Genomic DNA, 16,751 nt, shown 5'->3' with positions numbered 1-16,751 from the left:
GACGGTGGCGGCCTGGTTGCTGCTGGTGTGGATGGCGTTGTGGGGGCGGGCCGACCTCGCCGTGGTCGCGGGCGGGATCGTGGTGATCGCGCTGACGTACCTGGCGACGCGGTTCCCCGCGCTGCCGGTGTCCCCGGGGCGGATCGGGCCGGTGGCGCTGGCGCGGGCGCTGGGGGCGTTCGTCGCCGACCTGGTCGTCTCCAGCGCGGTCATCGGCTGGTACGCGCTGCGCGGCGCGAAGGCGGTGCGGGGCGGGATCGTCGGGGTGCGGTTCCGTTCCACCTCCGACGTGATGCTGATCATGGTCGCCAACAGCATCTCGCTGCGGCCGGGCTCGCTGGTGCTGGAGGTCCACCGGGCCGAGTCGCTGCTGTACGTCCACGCCATGCCGGTCCACGACCGGGCCGGAGCCGAACGGGTGCGCAACGAGGTGCTGGAGACCGAGCGCCGGCTGATGCGGGTGTTCGGCCGCCCCCTGGAGAAGGAGGCCCCGTGATGAACGCCGTCTACGCCCTCACCCTCGCGCTGCTGTCGGCGGCGGGCCTGCTGACCATGGCGCGGCTGGTGCGCGGGCCGACCGCGCTGGACCGCATCCTGGCGCTGGACGTGCTGTCGGTGCTGCTGGTCAGCGGGGTCGCCGTGCACGCGGCGACGCAGGGAACCGCCGCCAACGCCGCCTCCCTGGTGGTGATCGCGCTGCTCGGGTTCGTCGGCACGGTCACCGCCGCCCGGCTGGCCGGGGAACGGGGGCGGCGCGAATGATCCTCGCCGATGTCCTCACCGCCGTCCTGCTGCCCGCCGGGGCGGTGTTCTCCGTGCTGGGGGCGCTGGGCATGGCGCGGTTCCCCGACCTCCTGACCCGGCTGCACGCGGCGACCAAGCCGCAGACCATCGGCCTGCTGCTGGTCCTGATCGGGGCGGCGGCGCAGATGGAGTCGGTCGCCGACGTGACCCCGCTGGTGCTGGTGGGGATCTTCCAGCTGATGACCTCCCCGGTGATCGCCCAGACGGTGGGCGCGACCGCCTACCGGGCCGGTGAGGTGCATCCGGCGTTCCTGGTCATCGACGAGTCGGACGAACGGGGGTAAGGAGCCGCCCCATGCCGTTTCGCAGACGCACGAAGACCGCCCCGCCCCAGCCCCCGCCGGAGCGGCCCCCCTCGACCGGCCTGTCCGGGGAGGCCGCACGGGTGCGGCGGGACGGGATGGGGGTGCCCGCCGGGCTGCGGGTCGCCGCCGTCACCGGGGCGTACCTGCTGATCATCGCGCTCGCCGTCTACCTGGTCGTGAACGTGCTGGTGCGGCTGGCCCCGCTGACCCTGGCGATCGTGGCGGCGCTGCTGATGACCGCGCTGGTGCAGCCGGTCTCGAACGGGCTGCGGCGGCTGCGGGCGCCGGCGTGGGCCGCCGCGCTGGGCGGGCTGCTGGCCCTGCTGGGGGCGATCGCGCTGCCGCTGACCCTGATCGCCAACCGGGTGGTGGGGCAGTGGGACAGCCTGAGCCGGCAGACCGAGCAGGGCCTGCACCGGGTCCGCGAGTGGCTGGTCACCGGCCCGCTGCCGGTCTCCGAACGGCAACTGGACGCCGCCGTCGACGGGCTCGTCACCGCGCTCCGCAACGCCGCCCCCGACCCGGTCGGCGGGGCCACCGCCGCCGCCCAGGTGCTGACCTCGATCGTGCTGGCCCTCGTGCTGCTGTTCTTCCTGCTCAAGGACGGCGAGCAGATGGCCCGGTGGACGCTCGGCCTGGTGCCCGACCGGCACCGCCCCCGGGTGAGCGCCGCCGCCGCGGCGGGCTGGCGCACCCTGGTCGCCTACATCCGCGGAACGTTCCTGGTCGCCGCCGTCGACGCCGTCGGCATCGGCACCGGCCTGGCGATCATCGGCGTTCCGCTGGCCCTGCCGCTGGCGCTGCTGACGTTCGTGGCCGCGTTCATCCCGATCGTCGGGGCCACCCTCGCCGGGGCGATCGCGGTGCTGGTCGCGCTGGTCAGCAACGGCATCACCGACGCCCTGCTGGCGCTCGGCGTGGTGCTGGCCGTCCAGCAGGCCGAGGGCAACCTGCTGCAACCCCTGATCATGGGTCGCGCCCTGCGCCTGCATCCGGCCGTCATCCTGGTCGTCGTCACCGCCGGCACCCTCCTGGCCGGAGTCGCCGGCGCCGTGGTCGCCGTCCCCATCGCCGCCATCACCTACCGCGTCACCCTCAGCCTCCGCGAGACCGGCCGAACGCCCCCTCCCGAGCCCGTTCCGGAGGGCTCGGCGTGACGGCCTCCGGCTGCGAGAGCGTCATCAAGCGGAAGCCGACCGGTGTGCCGCACACCCGCCACGCCCTCCAGGACGCCGGCGAACCGGCCCGCGTCTTCGAGGTCGTACTGGAGGCGGGCGAGGAGACGCGCGCGTTCGGGGATCGTTGAGCGAGAGGACCGTCATGGCCGTTTCCGCCGAGGACCGCGTGTCGATCACCGAGCTGATCCGCATGCACGGGCACCTGATCGACAACGGCCGGCTCGACCTGCTGCACGAGGTCTTCACCGAGGACGTGGCCTACGACGTCACGGCCCTGGGCTTCGGGGTCCTGCAGGGCCTGGCGGCGATCCAGGAGGCCGCCCTCGCCCTCGGCGCCGGCAACCCGGTCGGCCACCACGTCACGAACATCGTCCTGACCTCCCAGGGCCCCGACGAGGTCTTCGCCGTCTCGAAGGGCCTGGGGGTGAACGCGGACGGCACCTGCGCGAGCGTCACCTACGAGGACACCGTCCGGCGAGGCCCGGACGGCTGGCGCATCACCCGCCGCAAGGTCCTCCCCCGCCGCGTCCCCCTGGGCGGCTGAACGAGGCGGGTGGCCGGGCCACTACCCGTGTTGCGCGTGAGTCTTGCGCAACCACTCCTCGAGAACGACATAGTCGGCGTCGGTGAGGCCGTGGCGGGCGTCCACGCGGTGGAGAAGGGCCTCACCCGGATGGTGGGCGGCGACCCAGGCCCGATCGACATCGGTGATCTCGTCATCGACCCAGGCGAACGGACGTCCCGCCGCCCAGGAGACGAGGGCGCGGGTCTTCCAGTGCAGCCCGATCCGCTCGTCGTGCTCATGCGGATCCGGCCAGTCCACCACGGCCAGTCGCGGCAGGCCGAGACGCGGGCAGATGCACTCGTTGGCGTCGGCCGTCCAGGTCGTCGCCCAGACCGGTTCGCACGGCAGCGCCCTGATCCGGGTCCCGTGCCCGGGATCGATCCTGTCCAGCAGCGGATGGGGATCGTTCCCGTCCGCCAGGGGGAAGGTCGGATACGGCTGTGCCGCTCCGAAGGGAATGAGCGGGCCGTCGACATCGAGAAACAGCAGTGGTGGCTGCGCCGGGCCTGTCATGTCCGCACGATAACGCGGGTCCGCATTGCCGTCGGGAGGCGTCGGTCCTTCCATGTCGCGTCGCGAAATCACTTTCGGCGGGGCACCGAGGGTGACATCGTTCGTCGTGAAAGGGGGCACGATGAAAGTTGCGTTCTTCGGTGACGTTCACGGTTGTGCGCTGCACGCGCTGGGTGCGGCGGTGCTGCTCGGGAGGCGGCGGGGGATCCGGCTCGACGCGCTGATCCAGGTGGGGGACCTGGGCGCGTACCCCTCGCCCGAGCGGTGGGATGAGCCCAGCCGCCGGTTCGGGGCGGACAACCCCGCACAGCATGACTTCTTCCGCCTGCTCGACCCGCCGCCCCGGATCGCCGAGGGGGTGCGGCTCGCCCTTGCGGAGGTGCCCCCGTTCCTGTTCGTCAGCGGCAACCACGAGGACCACGACTGGCTCGCCTCCCTGCACCAGGCCGGTGACGCCGTCGTGACCCCCGTGGACCCGCTCGGCTCCCACCGCCATGTCGCCTGCGGGAACGTCATCGAGGTCGCCGGGCAGCGCACCGCGTTCCTCGGCCTGATCGAACTGCCGGGCAAGATGGACCTCGACCCGGACGCGTACGCCCGCCTGCTCGCCGCCGAACCCGGCAGCGTGGACATCCTGATCACCCACGACGGCCCGTACGGCATGTCGGAGAGACACGGCACCATCCAGGGCTCACCGAAACTGCTCAAGCTCCTGGAACACCTCCAGCCCCGCCTGCACGTCAGCGGCCACTACCACCACCAGAACGGCCCCCGCCGCTACGGCCGGACGACCTCCTACGCCCTGGCCCAACTGGTCCAGCCCAAGAGACACGGCGAAGACCCCGACCTCGGACCCCGGATAGCCCCCGGCAGCATCGGCCTGCTCGACACCGAGACCTACGACTTCGAGTACATCCACGACCCATGGCTTGCCGAGGTCAACGGCGACGCCCTGGACCTGCCCACCCTCCTCACCACCCACTGAACGCGAGACACAGCCCGCACCGCCCTACTCGCGCTCGGCACCGTCCGGCCACACCACGTCAACCGGTACGCCGATCTTCCGGGCATGCTCCACCACGTCGCCGGTGCCGCCGAGTCTCACGTGCTTCCTTGGGGTCTTGGTCATTGCGGAACCATCCGGTCAGTGCCGCCTGCAGTTCGGCGATCATCGTGGCGTCCGCGTACGGCTCGACCTTTCCGGCGACCCGTTCACGCCACTAGATCGGTTCGGCGCCGTGGCCGGTGGCGATCGCGTCGATGTGCCGGGCCAGCTCGAAGTCCTTCACGGTCAGGCGGTGCCCGGCGTCGTGCGTGGTGATCGCGAAGCGGATGCGCTGCCAGGTGATGTGGATGTCGGGGTGGTGCCCGACCTCCCGCGCTTTGGCCGCGACGTACATCGCCAGGTGCACGCACTCGTGGTACGTGTGCCGGTACGTCCTGGTGATCGAGTCGCCCTCGCGGGTCCAGCCCGGCAACCGGGCCAGCTCGGCGGCGATCTCCTCATCGGTCAGGGGTCTGGGGACCATCGGCACCTCCGGGTCAGACGATCCCTGAAATGATCTCAACCAGTTCCCGGCCATGGCGGCTTTCGCGCCATCGCTCCGCCTGAGTGGGCAGTGCTTTCAGCTCCCGCCGAAGCCGCGCCGACCCTGTGCCGTTCACGATCGGTGCCGTCGATGCCGCGATCTCGATCACCCGCTCAGGCTCGGACAGGGCGGCGAGCGCACTGGCCTGCCGAGCCCAAAACACTCCGTCGTCTCGACGCGCCGATCCCGGCGCGGCCCCGAGGATCTGCTCCCACAGGTCGGCGGCTTCCCGATAGACGCCCAGCCGTACATACGCGGTGGCCCGCTGAACGTCGATGTAGTTGCGGGTCCGGTGGCAGGCGTTCCCCCACGGGTATTCGTCATCGACCTGTTCGATCAGATCGGCCGCACTGTCCAGCAATCGGTCGACGTCGGCACGGTCGCAGCCGGGGAGCAGAGAATGGCCGTGCGCTTGGTGAACGAGGGCCAGAACCCGGACCTTCGAGCACAGCCGCTGCTCGTCAACCATGGCGGCGGTGGCGTAGTCGATGACAGCGCGGCCGTCGCCGAGGTCGATGGCCAGCATCGCCTTGTTGGTGAGGCTGTAGGAAATGAGCTGTGGGTCACCCGATCGGTGCGCCATGTCAAGCGCTGTGGCACGCCAATACGCGGACCGATCGATGTCACCGGCGTCCTGGTACAGCCAGCCCAGCAGGGACGAGTAGGCAACACCAGCGCCGAACAGTCCTTGGCGTACCGGGGCGTCGGCTGCCTGGCTCAACTCCTCGATGAGTTGCGCCTGGGTCATGACGGTCGGGATGAGATGACGTGGCCCCAGCCACATGTCTGCACGGTAGTGACCGGGCAACTGCTCCAGAAAGTACATGACCAGCTCCGGGGCGACAGGTCCCTGATGGGGAACGCAGGGAGGTCGGCTGTCAGCAGAGGAGGTTTCGGAGACCAGGGCGAGGAGTCTGCCGTCGGCGTCGAGGACGGTGTCCAGGCGTTCGGCCAGGGTGCGGGACGGCGTCCAGTGGCCGTTGGCGACCTTGGACAGATAGCCGACGTCGTAATGGGACAGCTTGGCCAGCCTGCGCAGGGACAAGCCGCGTTCCCTCATGAGGCTCCGCAATGTCTCACCGAAGGTCATCGTGCCCGCCCGATCGTGCCGAAGGGGACATTTCGGTGTTGAGTTCGGATGACTCAACACTTTTCAACGGGTTCAACGACTTCCACGGTAACCGGGTGCCGGTTTTCATGAGGGCGTTCCGTCCGGGAAACGCGGCGGTCCGAGGCGGCCGATCCCGGACAGCAGACGGCCCCGGCCCGGTGGGCGAACACCAGGGGGACCGGGGCCTGGCCAGGAGGTGAGTCCTGACGTGAGCAGAACCCTAGCGCCGCCGCCGGCGTGGCCGGTTCCCGTTCCCCGGCTGGAGGAGGAGCGGCGGCGATTCGCCGAGATCCGGGTGCGGTATCCGGACGCCGTTCCCTGGTACGGGCCGAAGTCGGGGCTGTGGTTCGCCGCGCCGCCCGGAGCGCCCGGCCTGTTGCACGCGCCCACCCTCGACGGGCTGGTCTGCCGGCTCGTTCAGCATGAACAGGCTTTGGCGGCGTCTCGTTCTCGCCGGGCCATCGCGCCCTCGACGGCGGGCCGGGTCTCCCAGGCGACGCGGCAGAACACGGCGTCCGGCGCGGGCGGGGACGGCGGACGGGTGCGGTCCCTGGCCTCCCGCACCGCCATGCACTCCGCCCCGCCGTCCGCTCCCTGGGTGGTGCCGGACGTTCCGCCGCCGGGGCGGAACGGGGTGCCGGGGGCGTTCTGGCGGGGCCTGCGCCGCAGGCTGGGGCTGGCCGTGGAGGCGGCGTGATGGGAAACCCGGGGGATGACGAGCGGCGGGAGGCGTTGCAGCGGCTCGCCGGTGTGCTGCGCGGTCAGGGGTACCGCGTCACCGTCGCCGGGTGGCATCTCACCGCCGGTGCCGGTGACGGCCGGGTCGCCGAGGTGTGGGTGCAGCGCCGTCCCTCGGACGCCTGGCGGCTGTGGTACACCGGCCCCGGCGGCGCCCCGATCTGCGAGGTCACCCGGACCATGGACGCCGTGGTGGCCGTCAAAGGCATCCTCGGCGGACAACGGCGGACCCTACCGCCTCCGCCGTCCCGTTGACGCCATACGCCACGGGGGGAAGCCAAGGAGGACAGGCTGTTCGAGTCGCCGAGCCCGGCCGGGGCCGAGGGCGATGATTCATCGACGCTGATCGCCCGGCTCGTGGCCGGGGAATGGGCCGTCGCCCCGGTCGGCCGGCGTTCCGCCCGCCCCGGCCGGGGGGCGCCCATCCGTCATGTGCCCTCCGGTGGGCGGGCGAGGGCGTGTTCGCAGTCCAGGACGGTGGCGATGCGGGCGGCCAGCGAGGCGGCGGTGGGCAGGCCGCCCGCCTCGCATCGGGTGATCAGGGCGTCCGTGGTGCCGACGGCGGCGGCGAGCTGGCCGATGCTGAGGCGGCGGCGCCTGCGCAGGAGGCGGACGGTCTGGCCGAAGGCGTGCGCGGCGGCGGCCTCTCGGTAGGTCTCGGCGACACCGGGTTCTCGCATGCGTCGCGGGACGAACTCCGACCAGAGCCGATGTTCCTGTGGGGGATGAGCGGAACAGTCGCGCAGTGCCTGGCGGGCGCGTGCGGCCTCGGCGGCCTCGGGGATGCGCGCGATCCGCCAGACGGTCAGCAGGACGATGCGGCGTTGCGGCGTACACCAGTAGCTGAGGCCCGTGGGCTCGGTGTCGATGTAGAACCGCAGCACGTTCACCTGACGGAACCGGTCGCCGAGACGCTGTACGCGGTGATCGGCGCGCAGGGCGCCGTAGGAGGCGATCAGGTGGATGGCGAAGGCGGCGAACGCGAACCGTGCCGGGAGGAGCTGATCCAGCCAGTCGGCGATCTCCAGCTCCAGCTCGATGACCCGCTGGTTCATGACCGAAAGGTACGCCCGAATCCGCAGGGGGTCACCACCTCTGCGCGGTAAGCATCGATTTCCGCGCAGGCGTCAAAAAACATCATGGGCGGTGACGTAATGGTCTGCCGGTGAACAGGCCGTGCGGACGCCCGAGCGGCATCCGGACTCCCGCGCCTTGGCCGTGACGTACATCGCCGGGCGCGGTCACGGCCCGCTCTCGACATGCCGCCCGCGGCGGTCGCGGCCGTGCCGCCGGGCGTCGTGTCCCCAGTCGCCGGTCCTTCGGCCGGCCTCGCCTGTCGGTCGTGTTGCCCGAAGGGGTCAGAAGAGGCCGAGGCGGTGGGCCAGGGCGGCGGCTTCGCCTCGGCTGCCGACGTTGAGTTTGGCGAGGATGTTGGAGACGTGGACGCTCGCGGTCTTGGTGGAGATGAACAGTTCCTCGCCGATCTGGCGGTTGCTCTTTCCGGCCGCGACCAGGCGGAGGACTTCGGCTTCGCGTTCGGTGAGGCCCAGGCGTTCTATGGCGGGGGCCTCGTCGGGGGCGGTGTCGGTGAGCGGGAGGCCGGAGCTGCGGGCCAGGAGGCGGATCTCCTCCAGAAGGGGCTCGGCGCCCAGGCGTTCGGCCTGGTCGGCGGCGGTGCGCAGCAGGTCCTGCGCACCCGAACGGTCGCGGGAGGCCAGGGCGGCCTCGGCGGCGCGCAGGCGGGCTCGGGCGGCGGGGAACGGTCTCCGCAACCCGTCCCAGGCGGTGACCGCGTCGGTCCAGGCGTCCTTGCCCAGGGCGGCGGCGAGCTGGGTGGCATGGGCGGACCAGACGGGGGTGTTCGTCGGCAGGCTGGACGCGGCCTTGGCGGCCTCGGCGGCCAGCTCCGGCATCTGCGCGGCGGTGGCCAGCAGGGACCAGTCCTGAACGGTGCCCGTCAGGGCTTCGCCCAGGGCTGGGACGGCGTTCTCCGCCAGCGCCAGCAGCGCCGACTGGCGGAGCACTGGGGCGGCGGCCTCCTGGAGTGAACGGGCGGCCGACAGGTGTTCGCGGGCGGCGTCCATCCGGCCCTGGGCCAGCGCGAGTCCGGAAAGCAGGGCGTGCAGCTCGGCGCCCTGGACTCCCGGTGGGTCCAGGGCCAGCGCCCTGCGGCCCGCCGTCTCGGCCTCCGGCCAGCGCCCGGCGTCCGTCAGGACCGCCACGAGCCGGGCCGCCAGCCGTACGCCGAGGGTGCGTTCCAGGCCGGCGCGGTGGGACGCCTCCAGGCCGGTCCGCGCGACCTCCTCCGCCTCGGCGTCACGGCCCAGGTCGTGCAGGGTCCCGGCCAGGTTGAGGGCGGCGCGCGCCACCGCCTGGTCGTCACCGTCGCGGCGGGCCAGGTCCAGCGCCGTCCGCAGCGATTCCGCCGCCGACTCGTACTCGCCCAGCTCCCACAGCGCCCACCCGTGGGTGATCCGGGCGTTGGTCTCCAGCCGGGTGTCGGTGGCCAGATCCGCGGCCTCACGTGCGGCGTCCCGGCCTCGCGCGGGCTCCCCGGACAGGGTCAGAACGGCCGCCGCCAGATCCAGCACCCGCGCCCGTCCGGCATCCGGCACGGCCAGCGACAGGGCCTCGTCCACGGCGGTGACCGCACCGTCCCGGCCCAGCTCGGCCAGCGCCATCCCGCGCTGGGCCAGCAGCATCGCGGTCCGGCCCGGCTCCCGTGACCGGTCGGCCTCGGCCAGCGCCCGGTCGATCAGGTCCAGCGCGTGCAGGCCCTCACCGGCCCAGCCCGCCGCCATGATCGCCGTCTCGAACAGCCCCAGCCGGTCCACGTCCGCGGGCGGCTCCGGCACCTCCTCCCACAGGTCCAGGGCGCGTTCCAGCAGTTGCGCCCGTTCGGCGAGGGCGTGCAGCCGGTCCGCGACCTCGGCGGCCCGCAGCGTCGCCGCCAGAGCACGGTCCGCCACCCCCGCGCCGTGCCAGTGGAACGCCAGCTCGGCGGCATGCCGGTCCGGATCCACCAGCCCCGGATCGACGGTCAGCGCATCGGCGTACGCGCGGTGCAGACGGGCGCGTTCGGCGGGCAGCAATTCGGTCCGGACCGCCTCGCGGAAAAGACCGTGCTGGAACGCATAACCGTCACCTTGGGGGATCAGCACCCGGGCGTCGGCGGCGGCCCGCAGCCCGGAGAGCAGGTCCGCCTCGTCCAGCCCGGCCGTCGCGGCGAGCAGCCCGTGCGGCACCCGCCCGCCCCCGACCGACGCCACCCGCACCAGGTGCCGGGCGTGCTCGGGGAGCCGCTGCACCCGCGCCAGCAGCAGGTCCCGCAGCGTGTCCGGCATCTCCTCGCCGCCCGCCCGTGCCAGTTCCTCGGCGAAGTACGGGTTGCCGCCCGAACGCCGGAACACCCGTTCCACGAACCGTTCGTCCGCCCCCGGATGCAGCCGCCGCACCAGCTCCGCCGTCTCCGCCCGCGACAGCGGCTCCAGCTCGACGCGATGCACGTTCGGCAGCCGCCCCCACTGCGCCAGGAACGGCCGCAACGGATGGCCCCGATCCAGGTCGTCGGACCGGTAGGCGGCCACCAGCAGCACCCGCGCCGGCCCCAGCGTCCGCGCCAGCACGTCCAGCAGGTCCCGCGTCGACGGATCCGCCCACTGCAGATCGTCGATCAGCAGCAACACCGGCCGCTGTGCCGAAAGCCTCCGCAACAACGCCGCGAAAAGATCGAACGTCCGCGCCCGAGGCTCCGGCCCCCGCCCGCCCGCATCGAACTCCGGCAGCAGCCGCAGCAGCCCGTCCACCCCCGGCAGCAGCCGGGCCAGCTCCTCCGGCCCCGGCGAGGCCGCCAACTGCCGCAGCACCGCCGTCACCGGGGCCATCGGCAGTCCCTCGGTGCCCAGCTCCACGCACGCCCCGCGCAGCACGAGCCGCCCGGAGACCCGCGCCGCGACATGCTCCAGCAGCCGGGTCTTCCCGATCCCCGCGGGCCCGCCCACCACGACGATGCGGAAGTCCCCGCGCGCGGCGTCCCCGTCGATCCGCGCGACCAGTTCCCGGCGTCCCACGAACAGCATCGCCCTAAGCGTAGGGGTCCGGCATGTCTGAGGTAGCGGATAAGGCACCTGACCGAGGTGCGTTCCGGCTGCTCAGCGCGACTCTCGTCATCGTCGGAAAGGAGCGACGATGACAGTGCAGGAGACGACGGGACCGCCGCGGGCGGCCGACCCCAGGCGCTGGGCGGCGCTGGGGATCGTGCTGCTCGGCGTGTTCATGGATCTGGTCGACATCACGATCGTGCTGGTCGCCGCCCCGGCGATCCAGGCGGACCTGGGGGCCGGTCACGCCGGGATCCAGTGGGTGGTGGCCGCGTACGCGCTCGGGCTCGGGCTGCTGCTGATCACCGGGGGGCGGCTCGGGGACCTGTTCGGCCGCAAGCGGATGTTCCTGATCGGGGTCGCCGGCTTCACAGGGGCGTCGGCGGCCTGCGGGCTCGCCCAGGGGATCGGGATGCTGATCGCGGCGCGCGCCGTGCAGGGCGCGGCGGCGGCCATGATGGTGCCGCAGGCGCTGTCCACCATCCAGGTCGCGTTCCCGGTGGCGGAACGGCCCAAGGCGTTCGGGATCTACGGGGCCGTCAACGGGGTGGCGGCCGCGGCGGCGCCGATCGTCGGCGGGCTGCTGGTCGGCGACGACCCGACCGCATGGCGCTCGGTGTTCTGGGTGAACGTGCCGATCGGGATCGCCGCCTTCATCGGGGCGGCGGCGCTGATGCGCGAGTCGCGGGCCGAATGGCGGCCCCGCCTCGACGTGCCGGGCGTGGCGATCGTGACCCTCGGCCTGCTGCTGGCGCTGTACCCGCTGGTGCAGGGCTCGGAGCTGGGCTGGCCCTGGTGGGGCTGGGCGATGATGGCCGCCGCCGTGCCGGTGCTCGCGGCGTTCGCGTACGCGCAGACGCGGCGCGAGCGGGCCGGGGGCATGCCGCTGGTGCCGATGTCGCTGCTGCGGCGGCGGTCGTTCGCGGCCGGGATGGTGATCGTGGTGGCGGTGTTCTCCTCGATCTCCGCGCTGTTCCTGGTGCTGACCTGGCAGTTGCAGCAGGGGCACGGGTTCTCCGCGCTGCGCACCGGGCTGACGTTCCTGGCCTGGCCGGTGGGGCTGGCCGTCACCTCCGGGACGGCGGTGCGGTTCGCCGCCACGGCCGGGCGGAGGCTGGTGGCGGTGGGGACGGTGCTGCTGGTCCTGGCGATGTCGGCGCTGATCGCGACGATCGAGCTGGCGGACGGACTGTCGGCCTGGCATCTGGTGCCGGGGCTGCTGCTCGGCGGCGTCGGGTTCGGGCTGGTCGCGCCGATCCTGGTGAACATCGGGCTGTCGGACGTGCCGGAGGAGGACGCGGGGGCGGCCTCCGGGGTGGCCAACACGGCCGTGCAGGTGTCGAGCGCCGCCGGGATCGCGGTGATCGGGGCGCTGTTCACCGCGTTCCTCGACCACGGCCCGGACCGGGCGGCGCAACTGTCGCTGGGGTTCGTGGCGGTGGCGTTCCTGGTCGGGCTGGCGCTGTGCCGGGCGCTGCCCGGGACCGCGCGGAGCATGTCATGACCGTGCGGGCCACGCCGGACGGCGTCGTCGTCCCGATGCCCGGCGAGCAGGGCAGGCCGGTGGCCCGGCTGTGCTTCGACAACGGGCTGGAGCACGTCAACCTGCGCGCCGACGCGGACATGACCGACCTGATGGAGGCCACGTTCACCGGCTTCCGGCCGGACGTGTGGGCCTACGGGCGCAACGTCCACGTCGAGTATCCGCGCCGCCTCCCGCTGCCCCGCCGTTCCCGCCGCGCCGCCGTGCGGATCAACGCGAACGTCCCCTGGGCGCTCGACGTGCACGGCGGCGCCGCCCACCTCGACGCCGACCTGACCGGTGCGGCGGTGCGGTCCGTGGCGATCCACTCCGGCGCCGCCCATGTGCGGCTGGTGCTGGGACGCCCGGACGCGCCCCGCACCGTCCGGCTGGCGTCGGTGCGGGACCTGGTGATCGAACGGCCCGCCGGGGTGCCGGTGCGGCTGGAGATCGCCGGGGGCGCCACGAAGATCGCGCTGGACGACCGCCGGTTCGGGGCGGTGGGCGGCGGGCTGGCCGACTGGACGCCCGGGGCCCGGACCGCGCCGCCGTACTCGGTGGTCATCGCCGGCGGCGCGGCCGGCGTCACCGTCAAGGAGAGCACCCGATGAACCTCCGTTCACAGCGGCCGGCGGCGGCCGAGACCGCCGGACCCGCGCGGAAGGGCCCGAGGATCACCCGGCGCACCGTGCTGAAGGCGGGCCTGATCGGAGTCCCGTCCGTCCTGGCCGCCGGTGGGGGCTGGGCCGGATGGCAGTGGGCCTCCGCCGACATCAGCACCGCCGGGGAGGTGTCGTTCACCGACCGGCTGTACGTGCCGCCGCTCGCGCGGTCCACCCGGGACCCGGACGGCCGCCGGGTCTTCGACCTGCGGGCCGCTCCCGGTCGGCGGCGGCTCCGGCCGGGCCGGCCCACCGAGACCTGGGGGCTGAACGGGCCGATGCTGGGGCCGACCCTGCGCGCCGCGCGCGGCGAGACCGTCCAGGTCAACGTACGGAACGACCTGCCGGAGACCACCACGATCCACTGGCACGGGATGCACCTGCCCGCCCGGATGGACGGCGGCCCGCACCAGCCGATCGCGCCGGGCGCCACCTGGTCGCCGTACTGGACGATCGACCAGCCCGCCGCGACGTTGTGGTACCACCCGCACCCGCACGGGCAGACCGCCCGGCACGTGTACCGGGGGCTGGCCGGGATGTTCATCGTCGACGACCCGGACGCTTCGGTGGCCGGGCTGCCGTCCCGGTACGGGGTGGACGACATCCCGCTGATCGTGCAGGACGTGCTGCTGGACGACGACAACCGGCTGGTCGAACGACGCCGCCCCATGAACGGCGTCGGCGTCCTCGGCGACCAGGTCCTCGTCAACGGCGTCCTGCACCCGTACCACGAGGTGACGACGGAACGGGTGCGGCTGCGGCTGCTCAACGGGTCGGGGGCGCGGGTCTACCGGTTCGGGTTCACCGACGGGCGGTCGTTCGCGGTGGTCGGCAGCGACGGGGGCCTGCTGCCCGCCCCGTACGAGACCGACCGCATCCAACTGTCGCCGGGGGAGCGCGCCGAGATCGTCGTGACGTTCCGTCCGGGGCGGCGGGCCGTGCTCCGCAGCCACCCGCCGGATCTCGGGGTGGACGTGTGGAACGGCCGGTTCTCCGGCGGCGACGACACCCTCGACGTCATGGAGTTCCGCCCGGCGGCGCGGCTGGCGCCCTCACCCGCCCTGCCCTCGCGGCTGGCCGCCGCGCCCGCCCTGGCCGCCGCGTCCGCCCCGGTCACCCGGCGGTTCGAGTTGTCCGGCTTCAGCGTCAACGGGCGGCGCATGGACATGAACCGCATCGACTTCGGGGTCGTCCGGAACACCACCGAGGTCTGGGAGATCACCGCGATCGACAGCAAGCCCCACAACTTCCACGTCCACGACGTGCAGTTCCAGGTGCTGTCGGTCGACGGCGCACCGCCCCCGCCGGAACTGCGCGGCTGGAAGGACACCGTCTACATCCCCGACCGGAGGCCGGTGCGGATCGCCCTCCGCTTCGGCGAGCACACCGACCCGCGCACCCCGTACATGTTCCACTGCCACGTCCTCTACCACGAGGACCAGGGGCTGATGGGCCAGTTCGTGGTGACCGAGCCCGGCCAGGTCCCGCAGGCCCCTCCCTCCGCTCATCATCACTGAGCGGAACGGGGGCGGTGACGCTCATCCGCTGATGAATTCCTCTGCGGTGTTTCCGCCAGGCGGAAGAGCCCTTGTCGGGGCCGGAACTTGTCGGCGAGCGGGGGAATCCGCCGGAAAACCTGCGGCCGGCGTCGAAGAAAGCGATCAACCGCGGGTGCACGCTGATTCGCGCACGCCGAACCGTTTTCGGCGGTGTCCCGTCCGGGCCCGTCGAAAACGGTTCCCCCGCCCCTTCCGAAAGGAAAGACCGTGCGCAGAAGTCACCGCAGGCCGCTGCGGCTGGCGCTGGCCGCCGCGGCGCTCGCCGTCGCCGGCACCGGCACCGCCGCCACCGCCGCCCAGGCCGCCGACAATCCCTACGAGCGCGGCCCCGACCCGACGGAACGCAGCGTCACCGCCGCCCGCGGCCCGTTCGCCATCGCCCAGATGGAGGTGTCCGGCGGCGTCGGCGCCGGTTTCAACAGCGGCACCGTCTTCTACCCGACCGACACCGGCCAGGGCACCTTCGGGGCCATCGCGGCGATCCCCGGGTTCGTGTCCCCGGAGGCCATCGTGCGCTGGTTCGGTCCCCGGCTGGCCTCGCAGGGCTTCGTGGTGATCACCCTGACCTCCGACGGCGCCACCGACACCCCGGCCTCGCGGGGCGACCAGTTGCTGGCCGCACTGGACCACCTGACCACCCAGAGCCGCGTCCGCGACCGCATCGACCCGACCCGGCTCGCCGTCCTGGGCCACTCGATGGGCGGCGGCGCCAGCCTGGCCGCCGCCGCGGAGCGGCCCACGCTGCAGGCCGCGGTCCCGCTCGCCCCCTGGCACACCGACAAGACCTGGAACGACGTCCGCGTTCCCACCATGATCATCGGTGGCGAGAACGACAACATCGCCCCCGTCCGGACGCACGCCGAAGCCTTCTACACCAGCATGTCCAACGCCCCCGACAAGGCGTACCTGGAAATCGCCCGCGGCGGCCACATGGAGCCGTCGGCCGAGTCCGACCTGGTCGCCAAGTACACGATCTCCTGGATGAAGCGGTTCGTCGACAACGACACCCGCTACGACCAGTTCCTGTGCCCCGCCCCCAGGCCGAGCACCCAGATCAGCGAATACCGCGACACCTGCCCCCATTCCTGAGGCCCCGCCGACCCGGCGGCGCCCGGACGTGCTCCATCGCCTGAACGGCGCCGCCGGTGAGCGCGGGAAACGACGTCACCGGGGGAGTGGGGGCGAGGAAACGGCTCCCCCGGTGGCACGGGAACGCGACCGCGGCGCCCCTCCCGGCCGGTCACCGCCCCCGCCTCTGGAAATCGCGCTCTTAATAATTGATGATGTGCTTATCACCAGGGGCCACGGGTACGGTGGGGCGATCTTCCGCCCAGCCGCGACATATGCCAGGGGGCCGCTGTGAGCAATGAGATCGTCGTGCCCATTCTGCCGTGCCCGGACATCGACGAGATCGTCGACTTCTACCGCATGCTCGGTTTCGAGCGCACCTATCGGCAGACCCGTCCCAATCCCTATGTCGCCGTCCGGCGCGGCGGTGTGGAACTGCATTTCGCCGGCATCTCCGGCTTCGACCCGGAGCAGTCGTACGGATCCTGCGTCATCGGCGTGGAGGACACCGCCGAGGTGTTCGAGGAGTTCGCGGCGGGCATGCGCGCCGTGCACGGGAAACTGCTGCTGTCGGGAATCCCGCGGATCACCCGCCCGCGCAGACGCAAGAACATCGGCAACGCCTCGGGCTTCAGCGTCATCGACCCCGGCGGCAACTGGATCCGCATCCACCAGCACATGAGCACCGGCGCCGCCCCGTCCGACGCCACCGACCCCCTCGCCCGCACTCTGGAGAACGCCGTCGTCTTCGGCGACTCCCGCGGCGACGCCCGCCACGCCGCCAAGATCCTCGACGGCAAACTCGCCAAGGCCGGCCCCGCCACACCGCCCACCGTCCTGGCCGAGGCCCTCGTCTACCGCGCCGAACTGGCGGTCCGCCTCGACGACCCCGACCACGCCGAAGCCCTCCTCACCCGCCTCCGCGCCCTCGACCTGACCGAGGCCCAACGCACCTCACTCACCGAGACCCTGGCCACCGCCGCCGACCTCGAACGCGACCTGCGCGACATCCGAGGCGACAGGCCGGTCTAGGGCGG

General features: G+C 72.6%; 19 protein-coding genes. 14 read left to right on the top strand and 5 right to left on the bottom strand.

The window, feature by feature from the left end:
- The first annotated feature begins 4 nt into the window (after positions 1-4).
- Genes HNR21_RS02735 through HNR21_RS02710 form a run of 6 tightly spaced genes read left to right on the top strand, consistent with a single transcriptional unit; the run spans position 5 to position 2,831 of the window.
- Positions 5-496, top strand: a complete 492-nt coding sequence (locus tag HNR21_RS02735) for a Na+/H+ antiporter subunit E (protein WP_182703899.1) — start codon at positions 5-7, stop codon at positions 494-496.
- The gene (locus HNR21_RS02730; protein ID WP_119728072.1) at positions 496-762 is read left to right on the top strand and encodes an MrpF/PhaF family protein; all 267 of its coding nucleotides are present in this window, start codon (positions 496-498) and stop codon (positions 760-762) included. Before HNR21_RS02735 ends, HNR21_RS02730 begins: the two co-directional genes overlap by 1 nt.
- Positions 759-1,088: a monovalent cation/H(+) antiporter subunit G gene (gene mnhG, locus HNR21_RS02725; protein WP_182703898.1), complete on the top strand. Its 330-nt coding sequence runs from the start codon at positions 759-761 to the stop codon at positions 1,086-1,088. Before HNR21_RS02730 ends, mnhG begins: the two co-directional genes overlap by 4 nt.
- An 11-nt stretch (positions 1,089-1,099) precedes the next feature.
- Complete coding sequence (locus tag HNR21_RS02720) at positions 1,100-2,266, top strand: AI-2E family transporter (RefSeq protein WP_246441930.1); 1,167 nt, start codon at positions 1,100-1,102, stop codon at positions 2,264-2,266.
- Complete coding sequence (locus HNR21_RS02715) at positions 2,263-2,415, top strand: hypothetical protein (protein WP_182703897.1); 153 nt, start codon at positions 2,263-2,265, stop codon at positions 2,413-2,415. The genes HNR21_RS02720 and HNR21_RS02715 overlap by 4 nt, the downstream gene beginning before the upstream one ends.
- Positions 2,416-2,429: 14 nt before the next feature.
- Entirely contained in the window at positions 2,430-2,831 is a 402-nt protein-coding gene (locus HNR21_RS02710) for a nuclear transport factor 2 family protein (protein WP_182703896.1), read from the top strand.
- A 21-nt stretch (positions 2,832-2,852) separates the two neighbouring features.
- Here HNR21_RS02710 and HNR21_RS02705 read toward each other — a convergent pair whose 3' ends face one another.
- Positions 2,853-3,365, bottom strand: coding sequence for an HAD domain-containing protein (locus HNR21_RS02705; RefSeq protein WP_182703895.1), 513 nt, complete (start codon positions 3,363-3,365; stop codon positions 2,853-2,855).
- Between the two features lie 121 nt (positions 3,366-3,486).
- On the opposite strand from HNR21_RS02705, the gene HNR21_RS02700 reads away from it, so the two are divergent.
- Positions 3,487-4,350, top strand: coding sequence for a metallophosphoesterase family protein (locus tag HNR21_RS02700; RefSeq protein WP_182703894.1), 864 nt, complete (start codon positions 3,487-3,489; stop codon positions 4,348-4,350).
- Between the two features lie 235 nt (positions 4,351-4,585).
- Here the strand turns inward: HNR21_RS02700 and HNR21_RS02695 are convergent, their stop codons facing one another.
- Together HNR21_RS02695 and HNR21_RS02690 are read right to left on the bottom strand one after the other, a co-directional pair.
- Complete coding sequence (locus tag HNR21_RS02695; protein ID WP_119728079.1) at positions 4,586-4,894, bottom strand: 4a-hydroxytetrahydrobiopterin dehydratase; 309 nt, start codon at positions 4,892-4,894, stop codon at positions 4,586-4,588.
- Between the two features lie 13 nt (positions 4,895-4,907).
- The gene (locus tag HNR21_RS02690) at positions 4,908-6,044 is read right to left on the bottom strand and encodes a helix-turn-helix domain-containing protein (RefSeq protein ID WP_182703893.1); all 1,137 of its coding nucleotides are present in this window, start codon (positions 6,042-6,044) and stop codon (positions 4,908-4,910) included.
- A 229-nt stretch (positions 6,045-6,273) separates the two neighbouring features.
- On the opposite strand from HNR21_RS02690, the gene HNR21_RS02685 reads away from it, so the two are divergent.
- On the top strand, positions 6,274-6,762 hold the full coding sequence (locus HNR21_RS02685; RefSeq protein ID WP_182703892.1) for a hypothetical protein: 489 nt from the start codon (positions 6,274-6,276) through the stop codon (positions 6,760-6,762).
- On the top strand, positions 6,762-7,058 hold the full coding sequence (locus tag HNR21_RS02680; RefSeq protein ID WP_182703891.1) for a hypothetical protein: 297 nt from the start codon (positions 6,762-6,764) through the stop codon (positions 7,056-7,058). The genes HNR21_RS02685 and HNR21_RS02680 overlap by 1 nt, the downstream gene beginning before the upstream one ends.
- Positions 7,059-7,231: 173 nt before the next feature.
- On the opposite strand, the gene HNR21_RS02675 is transcribed toward HNR21_RS02680, so the two are convergent.
- Both HNR21_RS02675 and HNR21_RS35830 read right to left on the bottom strand, forming a co-directional pair.
- Complete coding sequence (locus tag HNR21_RS02675) at positions 7,232-7,858, bottom strand: helix-turn-helix domain-containing protein (protein WP_182703890.1); 627 nt, start codon at positions 7,856-7,858, stop codon at positions 7,232-7,234.
- 303 nt (positions 7,859-8,161) lie between these two features.
- Positions 8,162-10,882 (bottom strand): ATP-binding protein, encoded by a 2,721-nt coding sequence (locus HNR21_RS35830; protein ID WP_182703889.1) that lies wholly within the window; start codon positions 10,880-10,882, stop codon positions 8,162-8,164.
- Between the two features lie 109 nt (positions 10,883-10,991).
- On the opposite strand from HNR21_RS35830, the gene HNR21_RS02665 reads away from it, so the two are divergent.
- From HNR21_RS02665 to HNR21_RS02645, 5 genes are all read left to right on the top strand, one after another.
- On the top strand, positions 10,992-12,407 hold the full coding sequence (locus HNR21_RS02665) for an MFS transporter (RefSeq protein WP_182703888.1): 1,416 nt from the start codon (positions 10,992-10,994) through the stop codon (positions 12,405-12,407).
- Positions 12,404-13,036 (top strand): hypothetical protein, encoded by a 633-nt coding sequence (locus tag HNR21_RS02660; RefSeq protein WP_182703887.1) that lies wholly within the window; start codon positions 12,404-12,406, stop codon positions 13,034-13,036. Before HNR21_RS02665 ends, HNR21_RS02660 begins: the two co-directional genes overlap by 4 nt.
- Complete coding sequence (locus HNR21_RS02655; RefSeq protein WP_182703886.1) at positions 13,033-14,604, top strand: multicopper oxidase family protein; 1,572 nt, start codon at positions 13,033-13,035, stop codon at positions 14,602-14,604. The genes HNR21_RS02660 and HNR21_RS02655 overlap by 4 nt, the downstream gene beginning before the upstream one ends.
- A gap of 249 nt (positions 14,605-14,853) precedes the next feature.
- Positions 14,854-15,735 (top strand): poly(ethylene terephthalate) hydrolase family protein, encoded by an 882-nt coding sequence (locus HNR21_RS02650; RefSeq protein ID WP_182703885.1) that lies wholly within the window; start codon positions 14,854-14,856, stop codon positions 15,733-15,735.
- A gap of 288 nt (positions 15,736-16,023) precedes the next feature.
- Complete coding sequence (locus HNR21_RS02645) at positions 16,024-16,746, top strand: DUF8817 family protein (protein ID WP_312880797.1); 723 nt, start codon at positions 16,024-16,026, stop codon at positions 16,744-16,746.
- Positions 16,747-16,751: the final 5 nt, after the last annotated feature.

It is taken from the genome of Thermomonospora cellulosilytica (genome assembly GCF_014138835.1).
GTDB classification, from domain to species: Bacteria; Actinomycetota; Actinomycetes; order Streptosporangiales; family Streptosporangiaceae; genus Thermomonospora; species Thermomonospora amylolytica.
This window is presented reverse-complemented; position numbering and strand designations above follow the sequence as displayed.